This window comes from Rickettsia sp. TH2014 (genome assembly GCF_019249195.1).
In the GTDB taxonomy this organism is placed as follows: Bacteria; Pseudomonadota; Alphaproteobacteria; order Rickettsiales; family Rickettsiaceae; genus Rickettsia; species Rickettsia felis.
The window spans coordinates 1-20,127 of the sequence record NZ_MXAX01000303.1 but is presented as its reverse complement, the minus strand read 5'-3'; the positions used below and the strand labels follow the sequence as shown (position 1 = coordinate 20,127).

Here is a 20,127-nt window from a genome sequence, read left to right as displayed (position 1 = left end):
GTCGTAGTACTTGCGTGACAACCCAGAAAAATAATAAAAAAAAATTCTGTAAATCAGAATTTTTTACTGGATTGCGTACGTACAATTACTATCTAATTTCCTCGCAATGACGACTCGGTATTCACTCGAGCAATACCTAATTACACCAAATACAAAAGCAAATTATGACTACTCAGAAAATAGTATCTACAAAATCATCTGATGTCAGTAAGCTTTTTCGTCACCAAGCTAAATTTGTAGCCGGTGCTATGAATATAAATCAAATCCCCAATTTTTCATTACCGGAAATTGCTTTTGTCGGTAAGTCAAATGTCGGCAAATCAAGCCTAATAAATACGATATGTAATAATAAAAATCTTGCTAAAGTTTCTAATACTCCTGGACGTACTAGGCAAATCAATTTTTTTAACCTTGCAGATAAACTTATTATAGTTGACCTTCCCGGTTATGGTTTTGCTAATGTTCCTATATCAGTCAAAGAACAGTGGGAAGTGTTAATTAGCTATTATTTACGAAATAGTTATAATTTAAGGTTAGTTAACTTATTGATTGATTCAAGAAGAGGTATAAAAGAAAACGATAAAAAAGTAGCAGAGCTATTACTTGCAAATAAAAGAGAATTTCAAATTATTTTCACAAAATCCGATAAAGTTACGGATCGTAAAAACCTTAACGATGAAGCGCAGAATTTTCTTGCAACTTTAAACTACATATGTAATGTTATGTATGTAAGTAGTAGGAGTAAAGAAGGTGCAAGAGAACTTAAAGCTAGTTTGGCAAAATGCAGCAAACCTCAAAGGTAAAGAGGTAGATAGTATTTCTTCATTAAATAACATTGCTATAATTAAGAATATAATAAAGTGTAGTAGTGAGTTGAAGAATCAAGCAATAGTTCTAAAATTACCTGCTGCTATTATTATTGACGATAAATTATTTACGGCTTTTATTGAATCTGTTAGATTGCTTGAGATGTGCGGTGCTAAAATATATATAGTACATGATCATATTGATTTACGAAGTTCATCTTTAATATCACAAATAGATGAAAATTTTAGTCAGAAAATTAGTAAAATAAGCGACTATAGTTCTCTAAATAATCCTATTATTATGGAAATTTTATCTAGTTACGTTAACAAGCTTATAGTAACAAAGTTAAGTAGTATAGGTTGTTATGCAGTTGGTATTTCAGGTAAGGATGCTAATTTACTGCAAGCAAAAAAGTCAAAATTATCTCACCGAAAAATTGTAAATCATGATGTTATAAATATTGGTTTTTTTAAGTGAACCTATTATGATTAATCCGGAAATTTTATTAAATTTTGAAGATAATAATATTATACCAGTGATAGCACCATTTGCTAATGATGATCAGGACAAAACACATTTATTAAATGTTAACTTAACGGTAGCAACAATTGCTTCTGCATTAAGTGCAGAACATTTAATATTGCCATATGAGATATTACAGGTATCAGAGACATTTTCCGTATAATATAAAAATACGAGATATTAACTTATTGAAATCGATGTTAGATGATAGTAATAATTTCATCGAAGAAGAATTAATTAAGATAACAGTTAATGCACTTGAAAATAATAACGGTTACGTACATTTTGTGAATAGTGAAGTACCGAATTCAATATTGTCAACTATGTTTGATATTAATATAAATTAATAGAGGTTTTTTATGGCAGGAGCATTAGCATCCGATCTTTTATTTGTAGGGTTAACTAGACCGCCGATGATATTTGGAGTAAGTATTAAGTTTGCTGCATTAAATATGATAATGACGATGATAGTATTTATTTGGAATAACGGCATTATGATTTTATTCATTGCAGCTGCTTTGCATTTGGTAGCTTATATTATATGTTTTAAAGAACCGAGATTCATAGAGCTATATTTAAATAAAATGTCAAGAACTAGCCAATGTCCTAATAAATTTTACTACGGAGCAAATTCGTATAGTATTTGAGTTTTATGTCATTCCCGCGTGGATGCTAAGCCGTCATTGCGAGCAGGCGTTGTTGCGTAGATCAGTTTTACCTCTGTGTCATCCCGTGGCTTGACCACAGGATCCAGTTAAAAATACTAAAATTATTAGTATTTTATTGTTTTTATGGACCATGTGGTCAAGTGAACTAGGTGACGCAGTAGGTTTTACCGGTCTACGCAACAATGCCTTGAGAGTAGCCGTAGGCTGACAGTATAAAATTTCTGAGATTGCCGTGTCGAGGCTTTGCCTCTTCTCGCAATGACAAAATAAATCAAAATAGTTAAATCAGGTGAGGTAATGAAGTTATTTAGAACTAGAGCAGCTAAAGAATTAAGGTCTAAACAAGAAAGACCAACTTCGCATTTTATTCCTTATAAATGTCATTGGGATAGTAATACTATTTTAACAAAAGATAATTCTTTATTACAAGTTATTAAAATAAACGGATTTTCTTTTGAAACTGCTGATGATGAAGATTTAGACATTAAAAAAAATATCAGAAATGCCTTACTTAAAAATATGGCTTCGGGAAATATCGTTATGTATTTCCATACTATTAGAAGACGTAAAGCAGTAATATTTGACGATACGGAATTTACTTATGATCCTACCGTAAAAGTTCCTAATGATTTTATTACTTATTTAGGTGCGGAATGGCGTAAGAAACATGCGGGTGCTAGGTCATTTTTTAACGAATTATATGTTAGTATTTTATATAAGCCTGATACCGGCGGTGCTGCTATAGTTGAGTATTTTCTAAAGAAGCTTAGACAAAAATCTAATAAAACTGCTTGGGCAAATGACATGAAAGAGATGAAAGAAAATCTTCAAGAAATGTCAACTAGAGTGGTTAATACATTTAGAAGTTACGGAGCAAGATTACTCGGAGTTCGTCAAACGCAGTCAGGTAGTTATTGTGAAATTTTAGAATTCCTTTCATCCTTAATCAATTGCGGCGATTCACCTGGTCCTATAGCATTACCGCGTGGTACTATTGACGAATATTTACCGACCCATCGCTTATTTTTTGATTCTCGTACTATTGAAGCAAGAAGTCCGCTTGGCAAAAAATATGCCGGAATGATCAGTATACTTGAATACGGACCTAATACTTCGGCAGGAATTTTTGACGGATTTCTGCAAATGCCTTTTGAATTTGTCATGACTCAAAGCTTTGTCTTTGCTAATAGAACCGTAGCGATCAGTAAAATGCAATTACAGCAAAATAGAATGATACAATCCGGTGATAAAGCTACTTCGCAAATTGCTGAAATTAATACGGCCCTTGATATAGCCACTAGCGGTGATATCGGTTTCGGTGAGCATCATTTATCGCTTTTATGTTCCGCGAATAATATTAAAGCTTTGGAAGATATATTATCAATGGCAGCAGTTGAGCTTTCTAATTCGGGAATTCAGCCGGTTAGAGAAAAAGTTAACATGGAGCCTAGCTATTGGGGACAGTTGCCGGGAAATATGGATTATATAGTACGTAAATCCACTATAAATACTCTTAATATGGCTAGCTTTGCCTCCCAACATAATTATCCGCTCGGTAAAATTAGAGATAACCATTGGGGAGAATATGTCACAGTACTTGATACTACTTCAGGTACGCCGTTTTATTTTAATTTCCATGTAAGGGATGTTGGACATACTCTAATTATCGGTCCAACCGGTGCCGGTAAAACAGTTCTTATGAATTTCTTATGTGCGGAAGCACAAAAATTCAAACCTCGTATGTACTTTTTTGATAAAGATCGAGGAGCAGAAATATTTATACGTGCTTTAAACGGAGTTTATACGGTAATTGATCCGGGATTAAAATGTAATTTTAATCCCTTGCAGCTTGAAGATACTAGTGAGAATAGAACATTTATTTTGGAGTGGCTTCGTGTACTTGTAACTTCTAACGGTGAAAGTTTAACTGCACAAGATAATAAAATCTTATCTCAAGCAGTAAGCGGTAATTTTAGATTAGAGAAAAAAGACAGACGGCTTAGTAATGTTATAGCATTTCTTGGTATTGATACACCAAATAGTTTGGCGAGTAGGATTGCAATGTGGGTTGGTAAAGGTTCACATGCTAAGATATTTGACAATGAAGTAGATAATATTGATTTACAAAAAGCAAGGGTATTCGGTTTTGATATGACTGAATTACTTAAAGACCCTGTAAGCCTTGCACCGGTATTGTTATATATCTTCCATCGCATTAATATCTCTTTAGATGGACAGAAAACTATGATAGTACTTGATGAAGCATGGGCTTTAATCGATAATCCGGTATTTGCACCTAAGATCAAAGATTGGTTAAAAGTGTTGAGAAAATTAAATACTTTTGTTATATTTGCTACGCAGAGTGTTGAAGATGCCGCAAAAAGTAGAATTAGTGATACGTTGATTCAACAAACAGCTACGCAGATTTTTTTACCTAATTTGAAAGCTACGGATATTTATCGTAGTGCATTTATGTTAAGTCAGCGAGAATATATTTTAATTAAAACTACCGACCCTACTACACGTTATTTTTTAATAAAACAAGGAATAGATGCCGTAGTTGCTAAAGTTAACTTAGACGGTATGAATAATATAATTAGTGTTTTATCCGGCAGAGTTGAGACTGTAATATTGCTCGATCAAATTAGAGAGAAATACGGCAATGATCCGGATAAGTGGTTACCTATATTTTATGAAGCAGTTAAAACATTATAGATTTAATGGATTATGTAGAGCATTGGTTCTGAGCTATCGTCATTGCGAGCGACTGAAAGGAGCGTGGCAATCTCAGGACTTTGGCACGAGATTGCTTCGCCAATTACTACGTAATTTTCCTCGCAATGACGTTAAAACCATTCCATACGAGGCAACAAGTAACTAGTCATGAAATTATTTCCTCGTAGTATACTTATAACATTAGTATTAAGCTTTGCCCTAAATTTAGGGCTAGTTACTAAAACCCATGCCAAAGATACTCTTGATAGCATTGTGGATATTTTGAGTAGCTTAACTTGCGAAACCCAAGGCGTAGGGGATTTGCTGCGTACTGAATTTTCTCATACATGTATTGCTGCTCCGTTCTTTTCTTTTGCGGTAATGAACCTTGTCTCTCCCGTTTTATACATGAATACGCTTTTAAAGCTTAAAATAAACGACAGCGATTTATTTAACGATAGTAATTTTGGAAATTTCCCCGGAGGTCAATGTACCCGTGAAAACAGAATTGATCCTAAAAATCCAGAATTACGCTTTGCTTTATGTCATAATGGCCTATTAATGGCATCTCGGGCAAAATCTGTTGCTGAATCGGCACTTGCTATTGCTAAAGCCGTCTTCACAGGGAGCGACCCTTGGGATGATATAAAGAAAGCATGGGAAAATAAAAAAAAGGAATATCATATGTCATATAGTGGTAAGCCCGGCGAAGACGGTTTTGCATTTGATTTCGGAATCCCTGCAATATATTGGAAAGTTATTCAAGATAAAGATAGAATATGTGTTTCAACAAAAGGATTCACAGGAGACGTTCCTGTCGGCTGTAAATATATGAAAGAACCGTTTCCGAAATCCATGTATAATAGTTTTATGGATGTAGCAGATAAGGATTTTATTGAAGATCCTAAGGAAACGCCTACCGATCCTTTAGCTTTAGTTTCCTGTAGTGCAGCAGGCGACGGATGTTATCAAAAAGCTTATAATGCTTCAAAAACTGCAGTAGTCATGACTTCTCCTCTTATAGAATGTATGAGGCAAATGATTGCTAGATTACTAATTAGTAAAGATGTTTGTAGTTTTGATAATGTAGAACAAGTGGTTAATTTGGCTTCAAGGCAAGATAGTGCATTATTTCAGTTCCAAGTAGGAATGTATAAAATAGTTACGGCTTTTCTAACTTTATATGTTATGTTTTTTGGCTTTAAACTATTACTTGCAGGTGAAATACCGCCAAAAAGTGAGTATATAAATTTTATATTGAAAATGATATTCGTAACTTATTTTTCAATAGGAATTAATATAACCCCTGGTAATGGCTCTCCGTATGACCGACTAGACGGTATGATTCAGTGGGCGTTTCCTTTCTTACTTGACGGTATAAACGGTTTAGCAAGTTGGGTTATGAATGCTGCTCCGTCCGGTTTATGTAAATTTAACAATCTTTCTTATGACGGTACCGTTTCTTATATTGCATTATGGGATGCGTTAGATTGTAGGGTAGCTCATTATTTAGGGCTTGATATATTATCTACGTTACTTGTCGAAAATGCTTATCGAAGCCATGATTTTTTAAATTTTGATTTCTTTAGTTTTAGTGCTCCACCATATATTTATTTGCTAATTCCGGCGATAATATCCGGTAATATGATGTTAGTGTCACTCGCTCTTTCTTATCCGTTACTTGTGATTTCGGTTGCTGCCTTTATGGTTAATGCAACGATTATGTGTATGATATCTATAGTAATACTCGGTATTTTAGCTCCTCTTTTTGTACCTATGTTTTTATTCACATATACAAGAAATTATTTTGACAGCTGGGTTAAGCTGATGATTTCGTTCTTGCTACAGCCTATGGTGGTCGTTACTTTTATGATTACGATGTTTTCGGTATATGATTATGGTTTCTACGGTAAATGTCAATATAAGAGCAAGTTAATTCACAATAGTATAGAAGACAAAATTCAAGGTGGCATTACTTCTAAGAGGGATGTTTTAATATTTTACATTAATAATGATTGGGATGATACGTCACAATATCCTGATAAAGATGCCGTAGAAAGTTGTCAAAATAGTTTAGGTTATATGTTAAATAACCCTATTACCACAGCATTTAATTTTGCAAAAGATAGTGTAAGTGAAATCGTCGATAGTAAACCGGGGGATACCCCTACCGATAAATTTCTTGCTAAATTCCAGTTTTTATCGGGAGTAGTTTTGGAACCCGGAATGTTCTTCATGTCTCCAAAAGTGCTTTTTGAGAAAATTAAAAATATTTTACTTGCGTTAGTTACGGCATGTTTTACATTGTATTTGATGTATAATTTTAGTAGCCAGCTAGCTGAATTTGCTGCAGATATGACGGAAGGAGTAGCCCTTAATAATGTTGCTATAAAACCACAAGCAATATTTAAGGCAGGTATGGCAGCCCTTGCTGCTGCGGGTGCGGCAACTAAGGGGGTCGATCAGATAGCAAGTAGAGGAGGAGTTGGTGATTTAAAAGCTGGTCAAGGGGGAGGAGTAAGTGATAATATTGCTGCAAGCGGAGGCGGAGGAACAAATGATAATATTGCTGCAAGCGGAGGTACGTCGGTACCTACGGTAACAACACCGACAGCTTCGTCTTCTGTAGCAACTTCTAGTCCAAAAACAGTAAGTAGTGAAGCAAGATCAGATGTTGTTACTCCTCCTCCTGCTCCTCCAGAAGCTGTTTCACCACCACCTGCTAGCATTAGAACTTCTATTTCTACACCTGCACCGCAAAGTAATATTGAAACTGAAAGTGTTGGAAAAATTATAAGAGATAATAATCAAGAAAGTAAAAAAGAGATTGATAATACTCCGCCTCCACAGGAAAAAGTTGATAATGCAGCTCCACAAGAAAAAGTTGACAGCACAAGTAAAGGTACAGGAGTAATTGATTATAGTTTTAACTTAAAGGAACATGAAAATCCAGCAGGAGTAAAGCAAATACGGGAAAATGCAGAGATTCGGGATAAACGTGCAGAAGTAGAGAAAGCATGGAACGAATTAGTAGCAAGCGGCGGAGGAAGAATAAGAGATCAGCAAGGTGAAGAAACATCGGAGCGACGTGCGAATGCAGAAAAGAAATGGAATGAATTAGTCGATAGCGGTGTAGTAACTGAAATAAGAGAAAGAGATAATAGTGTAACTAATAAATTTGATAAATTAGCTGATGAACTTAATAAGCCAGAAAAAGCAAAGGTAGAAGAAAATAAAAATATAGAAAACGACAGAAAAGAAGATAATACTACTACGTCACCGCAAGAAAAAGTTGACAGTACAAGTAGGGGTTCAGGAGTAATTGATTATAGTTTTAACTTAAAGGAACATGAAAATCCAGCAGGAGTAAAGCAAATACGGGAAAATGCAGAGATTCGGGATAAACGTGTAAAAGTAGAAACAGCATGGAATGAACTAGTAGCAAGCGGAGGAGGAAGAGTAAGAGAACAAGAAGGAGAAGAAGTATCAGAACGACGTGCAAATGCTGAAAAAACATGGGATGAGTTAGTAAAAAGCGGCGTAGTAACAGAAAAAAAAGATAATGGTTCTAATGAAAACTCTTAAAACCTTAAAGATATTTATTATAGTTTGTATAGCGTCTGTAAGCTTAGCTAGCTTTGCCGGTTTTGGAGAATCATGTTCTAGTTTACCGACTACTTCAGATGGGTATTTAGAAACGGACACGGCATATGGCTATATAATTCGTAATATTGATATGAAAGATCCGAGAGGTAATTGTAACTCAGCTGCGTCTAGTATAACGTTTTGTTTTAAAAATATAGAAGGTAGTAGTAGCCCTTGCACCATATATAATTTAAATGAAGGGGACTCTAAGAAAATTAGTGATTTAAGTACTGATAATAATCCTGATCTTGGAGCAAATCCTATATTAAAGAATATCGTTTTAACGGTTAAAAAATGGGATAATGATCTATGTTTAGTTATGCCTACGTCAAGAGGACCGATGCCGGTAGCATGTAAATCTTTAAGTGCTACTCCGCCGCCTACTCCGTCTGATGATGAAAATTGTAATATAGGAAAAAGTTGCTATACGGGAGCAAATTATAGTCAATCGTTAATTAATTTTTCCGGTCTTGCAGTTCAGTGTTTGAGCGAAACGCTTAATAAAATATTTTTTGCCGGAAATGGTTGTAGCTCTCAAGATCAAAATTCTAGAATAACTAATCTTGCAGCTTTTTCTACGTTTCAAGGTTATTTAAAGAGGATTATAGGTGCGGCATTAATTCTTTATACTATGTTTTTTGCTTTTAATATGGCTCTAAATAAAGAATATGCAAGTACTGAAAAAATAGCTCTTTTTGTAATAAAGTTCTTATTTGTTGCTTATTTTTCTATCGGCCTTGGACCTTTAGATTTTAGCGGCGGTCAGCCGACAAAAGAAAACGGTATGTTAAAATATGGATTACCTCTTTTGACGGGAGCAGCACCGGACTTTGCGCAGATGATCTTTAATGCAGCAGGTTCTAGAGGATTATGTCAATTTGATAATTCAAAGTATAAGGACGGTTATAAATTTTACGGCTTATGGGACGCGATTGATTGCCGTATAGGTTATTATCTTGGCTTGGATTTACTTTATAATATAGATAAGAATGGAGTTTTAGGGAATTCGGTCGGTAATGGTCCCGGCGGTAATAATACACCTATACCTAATTTTGATCCTGACGGCAAAAAAGACAGACCGAAAGATTTAAGTAAAGCAGGAGCACTTAGATTTTTTGCCGTTATGTTTGGATTCTTTATGGCTGGAAACGTTATTATACTTGCAGCAGGTCTAGTATTTTCTGTAATATTTTTATCTATACTTTTATATTTTATTACGCATTATTTAGTTTGCATGATTACTATTTACGTTATGACATATATTTCTCCTATATTCATTCCTATGGCTCTATTTACTCGTACAAAAGCTTATTTTGACGGGTGGTTAAAAGTATGTATTTCATGTGCATTGCAGCCGGCAGTAGTAGCAGGTTTTATAGCTTTATTAATAACTATGTATGATGCTGCAATATTTAAAAATTGCGAATTTCTTAGATATGATTATGAAAAAGGGGATATTAGATTTAGTACTTTTGAATTAAGGCTTCCTAACGGCGGAGCAGATAAATGTCAGGAAAGTTTTGGATATAAAATGTTACAATATTATGCAGGTGAAGGTTGGGAAGAGCATTTATTGATACTTTTCCCAATAAAATCAATTGTTAGAGATGTTGTATCTATTTTAGCGGAACTTTTGTGCGTATTAGTATTTTCGGTTATTTTTTATTATTTCTCTAAATCTATAGGGCGATTTGCTTCTGATTTAACTAACGGTCCTAATATGGATGCAGTAACGGCAAGTCCAACTAAAATCGTTGATTTAGTAAAGAAAGGAGCAGCTTTCCTTAAGGATGCAGCCATGGCTTCACAAGGTAAGCCGCCGGTAGGAGATAAGCCGAATGTTGGAGGTAATCGCCAAGAAGGACAGAAAGGAGATGATGCACTTGCTACAGAAGGAGGTAGTAGTGCTAAAGACGCCTTATTGACGGGTGGAGGTAAATAATAGAATATGCAGAGTAACTTATTAAAAGTTTTAGGAGTACTCGCTATAGTAGCAACGCTAGTTTGCTTTATTTTTGCAGCACTTGGTATGATAGGAGCAGTAAAAGTCGGTGGCGGCTGCTACATGAGATATGCCCCGGACGGTAAAGGAGGTTCAGATTCAATAACCGGTACTATAACCCTTAATGCTAATGCTAATTATGTAAACACTTCTAAGATGTTGCCCGACGGCACGACTCAGCTTATTCCTGATCCTAATCGTTACGGTGAATGGTTAAATACTCAGGTGCTAGTAGAGAACAATCAACCGGTGAATTTACAAGTGGTCGGTCAGGTTAGTTTGTGTTTAGCTTATGTACCAAAAGATAATGTACAATTTACTGAAAGTACAAGACCTGGTAAATCTAATTTAGACGATAAAGGTAATATGATTCCGATTCCTCGTATTACCGATGCAAATAATCCGCCTCTCTCTCTAATAATGGATGCAAAAAATAATGAATGGCGTAATATTGCCGAATTATATGCTAATGATAGAGTTTTAGTTTCTGTATCTCCTAATTTTGCCAATACAGATGCGACAGTTGAAGATGTTTTTAAAGATGATAAGGTTACGAAAGATTGTTCCCAAGGCAAAACTTCTTACGATCCGATTTGTGGAAAATATTCTGTTTATCACGGTGAATATGTTAATGATTGTGCATGGAGAGACAATTATTGGAAATGTAATTATCATCATTACTGTGATACGAGTTTTTTGGGGGGGTGCGGTCTTGGGTGTCCATGTACCTTTGGAAAAATATGTTGTGGGGAATGGATATGCGATTCATGTGGAGCATGGGTTAATATTCCTGCTTCTATGCCAGAAGCTTATAAAGATGATGGTAGTGTTACAAAAGCGTGGAGTGATAATATCAACAATTTATTTTTTGACCTCTTTAATTTAGAGTGTTCTAATAACTCTAAGACTCTTCCAAATGGTCAATGTCCTGATGCTGTTAGAGATCGTAGTCCTAAAAATCTAGATTTTATCAAAGGACGTTGCAGTGGAATATGGATTAAGGATCAATGTATTGGGGGAACTGTTTCAACACCGGAGCTTTCAAATTATAAATATTTTTGGTATACGGCGGATGGTAAAGGAGGCAAAGGACCAACCGGATTAATATATCAAATGAATGATGCGGGCTCTGTAAGTCAAGCTCTGCCTTCTAAGCTAGAATTTGCTAAATTTGTTGCAGATACAGATCAACCGGCTGACTATAAAGATAAAGACGGTAAATATTTATATAAAGTTATATATAATATACCTTTTAATAGCAATACTGAAAAAAGCTATTTACAATATAGGCTTTGGTCTCCCGCCTCACAAGATGCTAGTAAGAATACGGGAGGATATGTTCTAAATATTAAACAGACTAAATGTTATAGAGAAAACGGTAATAGTTTTAGCGATACTTTTAATGATCGGGGGCGAGTGCAATACATAATAGTAAAGCCTTCGGAAAACCCGAATATTAGCGGTAAAACCTATTCACCTCAAGGAATTAACGTTGATAGTGAAGGTAAATATAACTTTAACGCAAATGAGGCGGGTTATATATGGATGAAAATTCTAAATAATCCTAATAATAATTTAAGGGACTATAAAGATAGTGAAGGTAGCTATAAAGTACATTTCTCAACATCCTTAAAAGTAGAAAGTTTTACTATTAAAGTAATGAATCCGTTACTTGAGTTATTTAAAACTAAAGTACAAGGAGCTGCTACTTCTATTTTTAAAAATATGGTATGTTATAAAGCTAATGATAATTCATCTTGTACTAACTTTTTTACCTATATTAAAGCAATTTTAATTCTGTATGTGATGGCTTACGGAGCAATGTTCTTGCTTGGTTTTGCTAAGATAAACCAAAAAGAGCTAGTAACTAGAATAGCAAAAATCGGGGTAGTTAGCGGACTTATGAACGGTAATACTTTTGAATTTTTCAATAACTATCTTTTTGATGCAATTACCAATTTTTCAGACACAATTATTGCTAATATGAGTGGATATAGTTTGTTTACTTCTACTAATACTATTTCTAATCCTTTCATGTTTTTAGATGCAGTAATGAGTAAAATATTGTTTAGTCAAACCTTTATCGCTCAATTACTTTCACTTCTTTCTCTTGGACTTAGCGGTATTATATATTTTATAATTACTTTTATTGCAGTTGGTATAGTAATTATTACGGCACTTAGAGCTGTTGCCGTTTATATTATGGCATTTATAGCAACTTGTATATTAATCGGTATAGCCCCTTTATTTATTAGTTTCATATTATTTGATTTTACTAGGTATTTATTTGATAATTGGGTGAGGTTTACCATCCGCTATATGATAGAACCAGTAGTTATGATGGCAGGTATTATAGTGCTAACCCAGCTATTTACCATTTATCTAGATTTTGTTTTAGGTTATAGCGTTTGTTGGAAATGTGCTTTACCGATAAAAATTCCGTTTATCGGTACTATTTTACCTATTGCATTGCTGAATGTACCTATCTTCTGTATTAATTGGTTTGCACCTTGGGGAATGGATTATATGTCAGGTATGATGGGAGTAAATATGCAAAATATCGTAGCTCTAGTTATTATTGCTTATGGTATGTATGGTTATGTCGAATTTTCAGGGCGTATGGTAGCAAAATTAACTAGTGCTGCCGGACCTTCGGCTACTGAAATTGGTGGTAGAATGTCTCATGATGCAGGGCAAAAAGCATTAAGTCCAATAGGAATGGATGATAAAACAAGACAAGGTATTACCGGCAGAGCGGAAGTGCGATTAAAACAACGCAATAAGAAGCTCGATCAGGCTGAGAAAAATAGGAAAAATACGCCAAAAGAAGGGGACGAAAAGACAAATGAAGAGCCACCTAAACCTGAAACACCAAAATAGAGGGGTGTGTTATATGGATACCAAATCGTCATTGCGGGAAGAAACTGTAAGTTTCGACGAAGCAATCTCAGGCAAGATTCCTGAGATTGCCACGCTCTTTTCAGTCGTTCGCAATGACGATGGAAATCGATCCATGCAACAAGACCGAATAACAATTTAAAATTATGAAAATTCTTAAGAGTTTAGTTTTATTAGTTTTGTTTATGGCGATGCCAGCTAAAGCTGATGATGCTTTTTCATGGATGTCAACCAGTTTTGGTGGGTTAAAAAGCTTATTCGGTTGTTTAGAAGTGCCTGAATTTACAAGTTTTAAAGAGGGTAATATAGGTATTAGTTTATCTACAGCCGGAACTTGGCAATCAACAGGTAATACTGTTGAGAAAGGTAAATTGTTAAAAATAAACTGGTCTACTTCAGGTATTACTCCTGAACCTAGAAAATATCTAGTATTATATAGAATTGATCCAAGATTTAGTACGCCGCAAGTTTTCATTAAAACTTATAATTATTCTAAATTACAATTTGAAGCTTTAGGATTTCCTCGTTTTGTTACGGACAATAACGGTACAACACCTGAGGCTATACCGCCTGATAAAGACCTTGATGCACTTTCATTTACTAAAATGTCTGATTCTGTTAAATATTTTAACTATTCTAACGGTAATTTGAGAATTGAGGTTAAGGCCGGCGATGTAGTAAATATTAGTTTAGTTGGTAAAGATAATTTTTTTAGCCCTAATACTCTAGATAATATTTTAACGCAGGAACTTGATAGTTCAATATTTGCTGCTTCTGCACTTTATACTCAAAGTAACCTTGGAAATTTTGACAATAGAATCATTTACTCATCTGCAAAGGAGGTATGCGATCTTATAGACGCTTCAAGAGATCCTGATAAACCAAGCGGGTGTAGCGGTACTGGCTCAGCTACAAAATATAAAAGTATAAATAGTAACGAAGCATTAGTCGGCAAACCTATGATAACGAGAGCGGTACAAAATTTCATGGGCTTAATTAATCCTTGTCCTGCTAATGCCGGTATAAATACTAGCCCTGCTTGTTATTACGATCAAGGTAGAGGGATGATAATTAAAGTAGGTGGGCAGGTTATTAAGGAACGAGATCAGAGTTTTGTAAATTCAGGCAGCACTCAAAGTAGCTTTATATATTATCAAGCCACTAGCGGCGGTACTATGGATTTTACTAGCGATTGGCAAGTTAATAACATGTTTAGTAATTCAGTTTTAATGAGTGATTGGAGCCGAAATTTTTCAAATTATGCTAATTTTGTAGATTATATAAATAAGAATGATTGGTCAGCTAATTTTTTATATTTCGGTCGTTATTCAATGATTGTTGAAATAGGCAATGGGACAAATTCAATTAGTCCGGGTGATCAGCAAAATATAAGTTTAGAATATTTAATAACATCTGATAGTACGTTACCTGATCCATCTGTTCGTGGTACGCCGGTAGATTACAACTTTGCGGCTGATGCACCGCAAGATGGATATTTATGGTTAAGGGTGGTAAACCCTAATAGTAATATACAAGGGGTGGTTAGTGTAAATTATGCTAATTATACCGGTACAACTTGGTTTTCTGATATAATATATAACGGTGCTATTAAACCTATTACCGATCAATTTAGAACTTTTAGTCAAAACTTTTATATTAAGTTAGTTAAAAATTCTGCAGTGAAGAATATAGCTAAAGCTGCATTAACCCTTTATGTTACTATATTTGGGCTAATGTTCGTTGCGGGAGCATTAAAATTAACTGCCGTAGAAGTAATAACACGTATATGCAAAATAGCTATAGTAGCTTTTTTAATTAGAGAAGAAAGTTGGGGCTTCTTTAATACATACTTCTTTAGCGCATTTACTAACGGTATTGATTTCTTTTTAACTAACGTAGTAGGTGCTACAAGCTCTAGAGCTAATATTTTTGGTTTTATTGATCCTATATTTGATAAATATACTAACGGTAGGATATGGGGATTACTATTTATCGAATTATTACAAATACATAATGGTTTAGCATTTATCGCTATTATAACCATTTATTCACTTATTACTTATTTTAGAGCTATTTTAGAAGTTATAATAGGCTATGTTATTGCATTCATAGGGCTAACTGTTATGATTTCATTAGCACCGTTTTTCATAATATTAATGTTATTTGAAAAAACTAAAAGTTTATTTGATAATTGGATATCGACATTGCTTAGCTATGTAGTGCAGCCAACTGTACTATTGATCTTCTTTTTATTGATAGACCAGGTTTTATCTGAGCAGCTTTTAAAAGTAGTAGTTAGAGCTTGCTGGGATACTCTTATACCAATAAAAATAGGTCTTGATTTAACAAATCTTGGTATTCCGATTAATTTCTCTTTTACATTACCGTTTTTACCTGGAATACCTTTTTATGTTCCGGATGTACCGGAAATTAGTAGCTCGAATATTCTAACGAACAAGGCTAATACTTTCTTAGTATTATTTACTACGGCTTTATTATTTTATTCATATTGCTTGATGTCATATGGTTTAGTAACTTTTGTAAATATAGTAGTCGGAATGCTTACAAATGTTACACCGGCACGAATATCAGGAAATTATCAAGAACGTTCTGATCCTGTGGGAGCCGTTATGCAGGATATAGGTTCGGTAACAAAACCGATTAAAAAGGCTGCAATGGCTCCGGCTAGAGTTTTCAAAGACAAGATAATTGATCAAAATTATAAAGCTAGAAAACCGAAAGGAGGCGGTGAGCATACCAATAAATTCCTTGCCGAGCGTAATGACGTACCGAAGAAAGAGGAAGGAGAGAGGAAAGAATAATTGTAAATATTTTCGCCGTCATTGCGAGGAAAATTACGAAGTAATTTGACGAAGCAATCTCAGGAATTTCGTACTGTGTCATGAGATTGCCGCGCTCCCTACGGCCGTTTGCAATGACGCTATATAAAAATAACTTAAAATAAATGAACAAAAATATTTTTATTACATTATTAATATCATCGTTATTACTGCTTTCCGGTTGTACCGGCGATACTTGTATTGACCCTGATGATTTTGGTTTTATCAAATTCAATGTCTCCTCTAGATATAATCCGGAAGAAATTACTTCAAGACAGGAAGGTGATCAGGTAGTACCATGGCGTGATAGTGCTTATAAAGTAAATGGTTATCCTTTAACCGTTATGGTAAGACCGTGGAGTTATATACTTGGTGATAAAAATACTTCAGGTCAGTTATCTGCATGGTGTCCGTGGTATGGTCAGAAAAATAACACAACTACTTTGGCTGCTTTTTGCGTTAAGCTACAACCGTGTACTTTTTGGGATAATGCTAGACTTAATATGTGTACTCCTAATCCCGCAAATCAAAATGACGCAATGATTAGTAATCCTCCATGCATAATGACAGACGGTGTCGGGCTTTATTTTCTTATTGCCGCTAAAAATACCGATCCCAATATTTCACCGGACTCACAGCGTAAACCGCAAGGTATAACTCAGCATTTAGGTGAGCTTACTTCGAGTGCAGGCTATAAATTTTATAGTATTAGTAGTACAGGACAATTCTTACCAGCAGGGGGAATAAATTATCAATATAAAGGTGAGGATAAGTCAAAATATGCTCAATCTCCTCTTTATTTTAAGATTATAGATAAATTTTATGATGATAATAGCGGGCAATATAGATTAGTAATCAAGTCCGGAGTTACTGATACTAGACCCGATCCGCTACAATTTTTAACGGATTTGATAAAAGGAGTATTATTTGGTAAGGATGGGATTATAAAGAAAACTTATCAACAAATAATTGATACGCCGGGTTATAGGATGAGCATCTCGGCTATTTTAACTCTATATATAATGTTTACGGGTTTTTCCTTTTTAATAGGTAATATAAACCTTACTCATGTCGAACTTATAATTAGAATATTAAAAGTTAGTATAGTCTCAATATTATTAAGTACGGATAAAGCATGGGCTTTTTTTCATGATTATTTATTCGTATTTTTTATTGACGGAGTTCAGCAAATACTGCAAATAATTAATGAAGCTGCAGCTACCGGTCCTGGTTCTCAAAGTTTGCTGGGGTTACTTATTGCTCCTCAAACTTTATCTAAATTATTTTCTTTACTATTTGTTGATTGGCTTGGTTTTATATATATCATTCTATATTTAATAGCCCTATATTTTATTTTCTTTCTTATATTTAAAGCTACTATTATCTATCTAACCGCTCTTATAACTATCGGTATGATTATAATTATGGGACCGATATTTATTTGTTTCATGTTGTTTAATATAACTCGTTCGTTATTTGAGAATTGGTTAAGACAATTAATATCATATGCATTACAGCCTATAATTTTATTTGCCGGTATCGCTTTTATTTCAATGATCATCAGAACCGAAATATATTCAACTCTTGGTTTTGGGGTATGTAAACATGATTTTCCTAATTTAGGTCCGATAAATGAAATATTCGGTAGTTTTCTTGAGGATATAGATCCAAGCCTTGGTAATTCAATATTTTATTGGTGGTTCCCTGTACCAATGAAAGGAGGTATAAATAATTTCCACAAAGCAAAGATATTAGTTCCCGAAGATCATATAATAGTAGATGATTCTTGTAAGAATGACCCTGATAAATGTAAGCATTGTGCTGCGTATGAGTGTATAGATGAACGCTATATTGAATTACCGTTTTTAGATTTAGTTAAAGATGCAAAAAGGATTAGTAATTTTATAAACGGGAAATTTGTCCAACTTGATGGGATATTACTAATTTTCGTGTCTATTTATTTGCTAAGTAAATTTAATGATACTGCTATATCGACTGCACAATTTATTGCCGGTACTTCAGGTAATTTAACAGACATACAAAAAGTTAATCAGCAATCTTATGAATCTGCAGCGAAGCAAATGAATAGACCGCTAAGTTATGTAGCTAAGACGGTAAGTGCACCTATAACTACCCGTGTAAGTGCGAAGTTAGCAGAAACTAGTATGTTCTTTGCTAAAGGATTTGAAGATATAATGATGGGAAGGCTTGAAAAGCAAGCTCTCGGTTCTTCAGCAAACAAAGCCGTACAAAATGAGGTTAAGAGAAAATACGGTATAGATTCTAAAGATGTAAAAATGAATGCTATTACTGATTATGAAAACGGTATTTCAGAATTGTTAAAGAATTTACCTAAAGGGAATGAATTAAAAGCAAAAGAACTATCGCAAATGAAATTTACTCAGCTTCGAGATAAAATTGCTGCAAATAAATATGGAGTGAAAGATTACGCCGCTTTAAGTGAAGAACAAAAAAGAGAGCTTGATAAGTCATTAAAAGATGCTAACTTACGTGAACTCGCTAGCGATGCGAACTTTACTAAAGATTATCAAGATGCTTATAAATATGCTCACCAAGAAATGTCAGGGCGAGGCGTCGGTCTGTTCGGTAAAAATATAAAACCGCTTAGAAGTTGGCAAGAGATGGAGCATCGTATTGATACAAAACGTAAATTAAAAGAAGAAAGGCGTGTAGGTATAGGTGAAAAACTCTATGCCGGTTATACGGGAATAAAAAGAGGAGCTTTAACTGCAATAGTCGGTCAAGATTTACGTGATGCTTATGAGGGTAATCTAACCAGTGCCGAATGGCATGATTTTGAATATAACGATCCAAGGCTTAGAACTTATAGCGAAAAATTAAAAGATAATGAAAAAGCACGGGAACGTGAAGAACTCCAAATGCATATTAATAAAGAAACGTTAGCTGCTCAAGCAGATATATTATCACCGGAATATCTAGCAAGACTAGAAAAAGCAGGTAGACAGAGTGATGTAGAATATTATCAAGAATTAGCTCAAAGAAAGCTTATTCATGAGGTGCGTGGTAGGTTATTCGAGGAAGGTGAACCGGTAATGATGGGCGACAGATTTATGCGTGAGCAAGCTACTGATTCTCAGATGCGAGATATGATAGATAACGCCCATAGAAAACATGCAGAATTTATAGAAGGAGATCGATATACTCGTCGCCAAGGGCATTATGATATTATGCACGAGAAAGCTGAAGGAAATTTAGAACAAACTTATAAAGAGCTTAAAGATCATTTCAAAAGAGATGATATCAACATTGAGGAAATGCCGGCATTAATAGCACAAAAGATCAAAGATACTGAGCAGGGACCTGAAGTAGACGCAAAGATTACGGAAGAGCTTAATAACTTTAATGCTGATGTTAAAAATTATGAATATAGTACTGAAGTATTAAATAAAATAGAGGATAGAAAGCAAGCTATTACCGATGAAGTCAATGCTCAGATCGATCAGATTAATAAATATAGGGAACATGCCAAAATGGAAAAATATGTGAGACCAATAGTAAATGAAGGCAGAAAACTAAGAAAATTAGAAGATCATTTGAGAGGGATGAAATAGTATACTCGCTGAATTTGAAAAATTGGCTACGCCGTCTTTGTAAGTCCTTGTATGCTCACGTATTTAGTATACGCTCCGCTCCTCGGCTTACAGACCCATTGCTCTTTTTCAAATTGAGCTTCGTCTACCAATCATCTATTTACTAGGTTGTTTTTTAAGTGATTGTAGTATATAGAATATGTAAAAATAAAATGTTTATAAACGATAAAACTAAAAATGGTTCTGAAGAACTTAAATATTTATCATCAGAGAAAAGCTTAAAATCACAAAAAAACTGGGAAGAAGTCTTTAAAGAACTAAGCGAAAACCCCACTGATGATTTTTTCCTTGAAGGAAGAGAGGATTCACCACCGCAAGAACGAAATTGGAAATTATTTAAATGATTGACATATAGTGTAGAAGTCAAGATTTAATCTTACAGACATTATAAAAATTAT

Annotated in this window: 8 protein-coding genes and 3 pseudogenes; all 11 read left to right on the top strand. The window is 34.4% G+C overall.

Annotated elements, in window-relative coordinates:
* The first annotated feature begins 164 nt into the window (after positions 1 to 164).
* The 11 genes and pseudogenes from yihA to KYQ89_RS06930 all read left to right on the top strand — a co-directional run bounded on the left by yihA (position 165) and on the right by KYQ89_RS06930 (position 20,073).
* The gene (gene yihA, locus KYQ89_RS06975; RefSeq protein ID WP_218460984.1) at positions 165 to 803 is read left to right on the top strand and encodes a ribosome biogenesis GTP-binding protein YihA/YsxC; all 639 of its coding nucleotides are present in this window, start codon (positions 165 to 167) and stop codon (positions 801 to 803) included.
* Positions 751 to 1,676, top strand: a pseudogene (locus tag KYQ89_RS06970) (acetylglutamate kinase). Before yihA ends, KYQ89_RS06970 begins: the two are co-directional and overlap by 53 nt.
* Positions 1,677 to 1,688: 12 nt before the next feature.
* Entirely contained in the window at positions 1,689 to 1,976 is a 288-nt protein-coding gene (locus KYQ89_RS06965; RefSeq protein WP_218460983.1) for a type IV secretion system protein VirB3, read from the top strand.
* Positions 1,977 to 2,294: 318 nt separating this feature from the next.
* Entirely contained in the window at positions 2,295 to 4,712 is a 2,418-nt protein-coding gene (locus tag KYQ89_RS06960) for a VirB4 family type IV secretion/conjugal transfer ATPase (RefSeq protein ID WP_218460982.1), read from the top strand.
* A 168-nt stretch (positions 4,713 to 4,880) separates the two neighbouring features.
* Positions 4,881 to 8,297: a type IV secretion system protein gene (locus tag KYQ89_RS06955; RefSeq protein WP_218460981.1), complete on the top strand. Its 3,417-nt coding sequence runs from the start codon at positions 4,881 to 4,883 to the stop codon at positions 8,295 to 8,297.
* Positions 8,284 to 10,299: a type IV secretion system protein gene (locus KYQ89_RS06950; RefSeq protein WP_218460980.1), complete on the top strand. Its 2,016-nt coding sequence runs from the start codon at positions 8,284 to 8,286 to the stop codon at positions 10,297 to 10,299. Before KYQ89_RS06955 ends, KYQ89_RS06950 begins: the two co-directional genes overlap by 14 nt.
* A 6-nt stretch (positions 10,300 to 10,305) precedes the next feature.
* Positions 10,306 to 11,337 (top strand): annotated as a pseudogene (locus KYQ89_RS08475) (hypothetical protein); the annotation flags it as partial.
* Between the two features lie 75 nt (positions 11,338 to 11,412).
* Positions 11,413 to 13,239, top strand: a pseudogene (locus KYQ89_RS08470) (type IV secretion system protein); the annotation flags it as partial.
* Positions 13,240 to 13,403: 164 nt separating this feature from the next.
* A complete protein-coding gene (locus tag KYQ89_RS06940) occupies positions 13,404 to 16,079 on the top strand; it encodes a type IV secretion system protein (protein WP_218460978.1) in 2,676 nt (891 codons plus the stop codon).
* A 143-nt stretch (positions 16,080 to 16,222) separates the two neighbouring features.
* Entirely contained in the window at positions 16,223 to 19,690 is a 3,468-nt protein-coding gene (locus KYQ89_RS06935; RefSeq protein ID WP_218460977.1) for a type IV secretion system protein, read from the top strand.
* 191 nt (positions 19,691 to 19,881) lie between these two features.
* Entirely contained in the window at positions 19,882 to 20,073 is a 192-nt protein-coding gene (locus KYQ89_RS06930) for a hypothetical protein (protein ID WP_256621596.1), read from the top strand.
* The last annotated feature ends 54 nt before the right edge of the window (positions 20,074 to 20,127 follow it).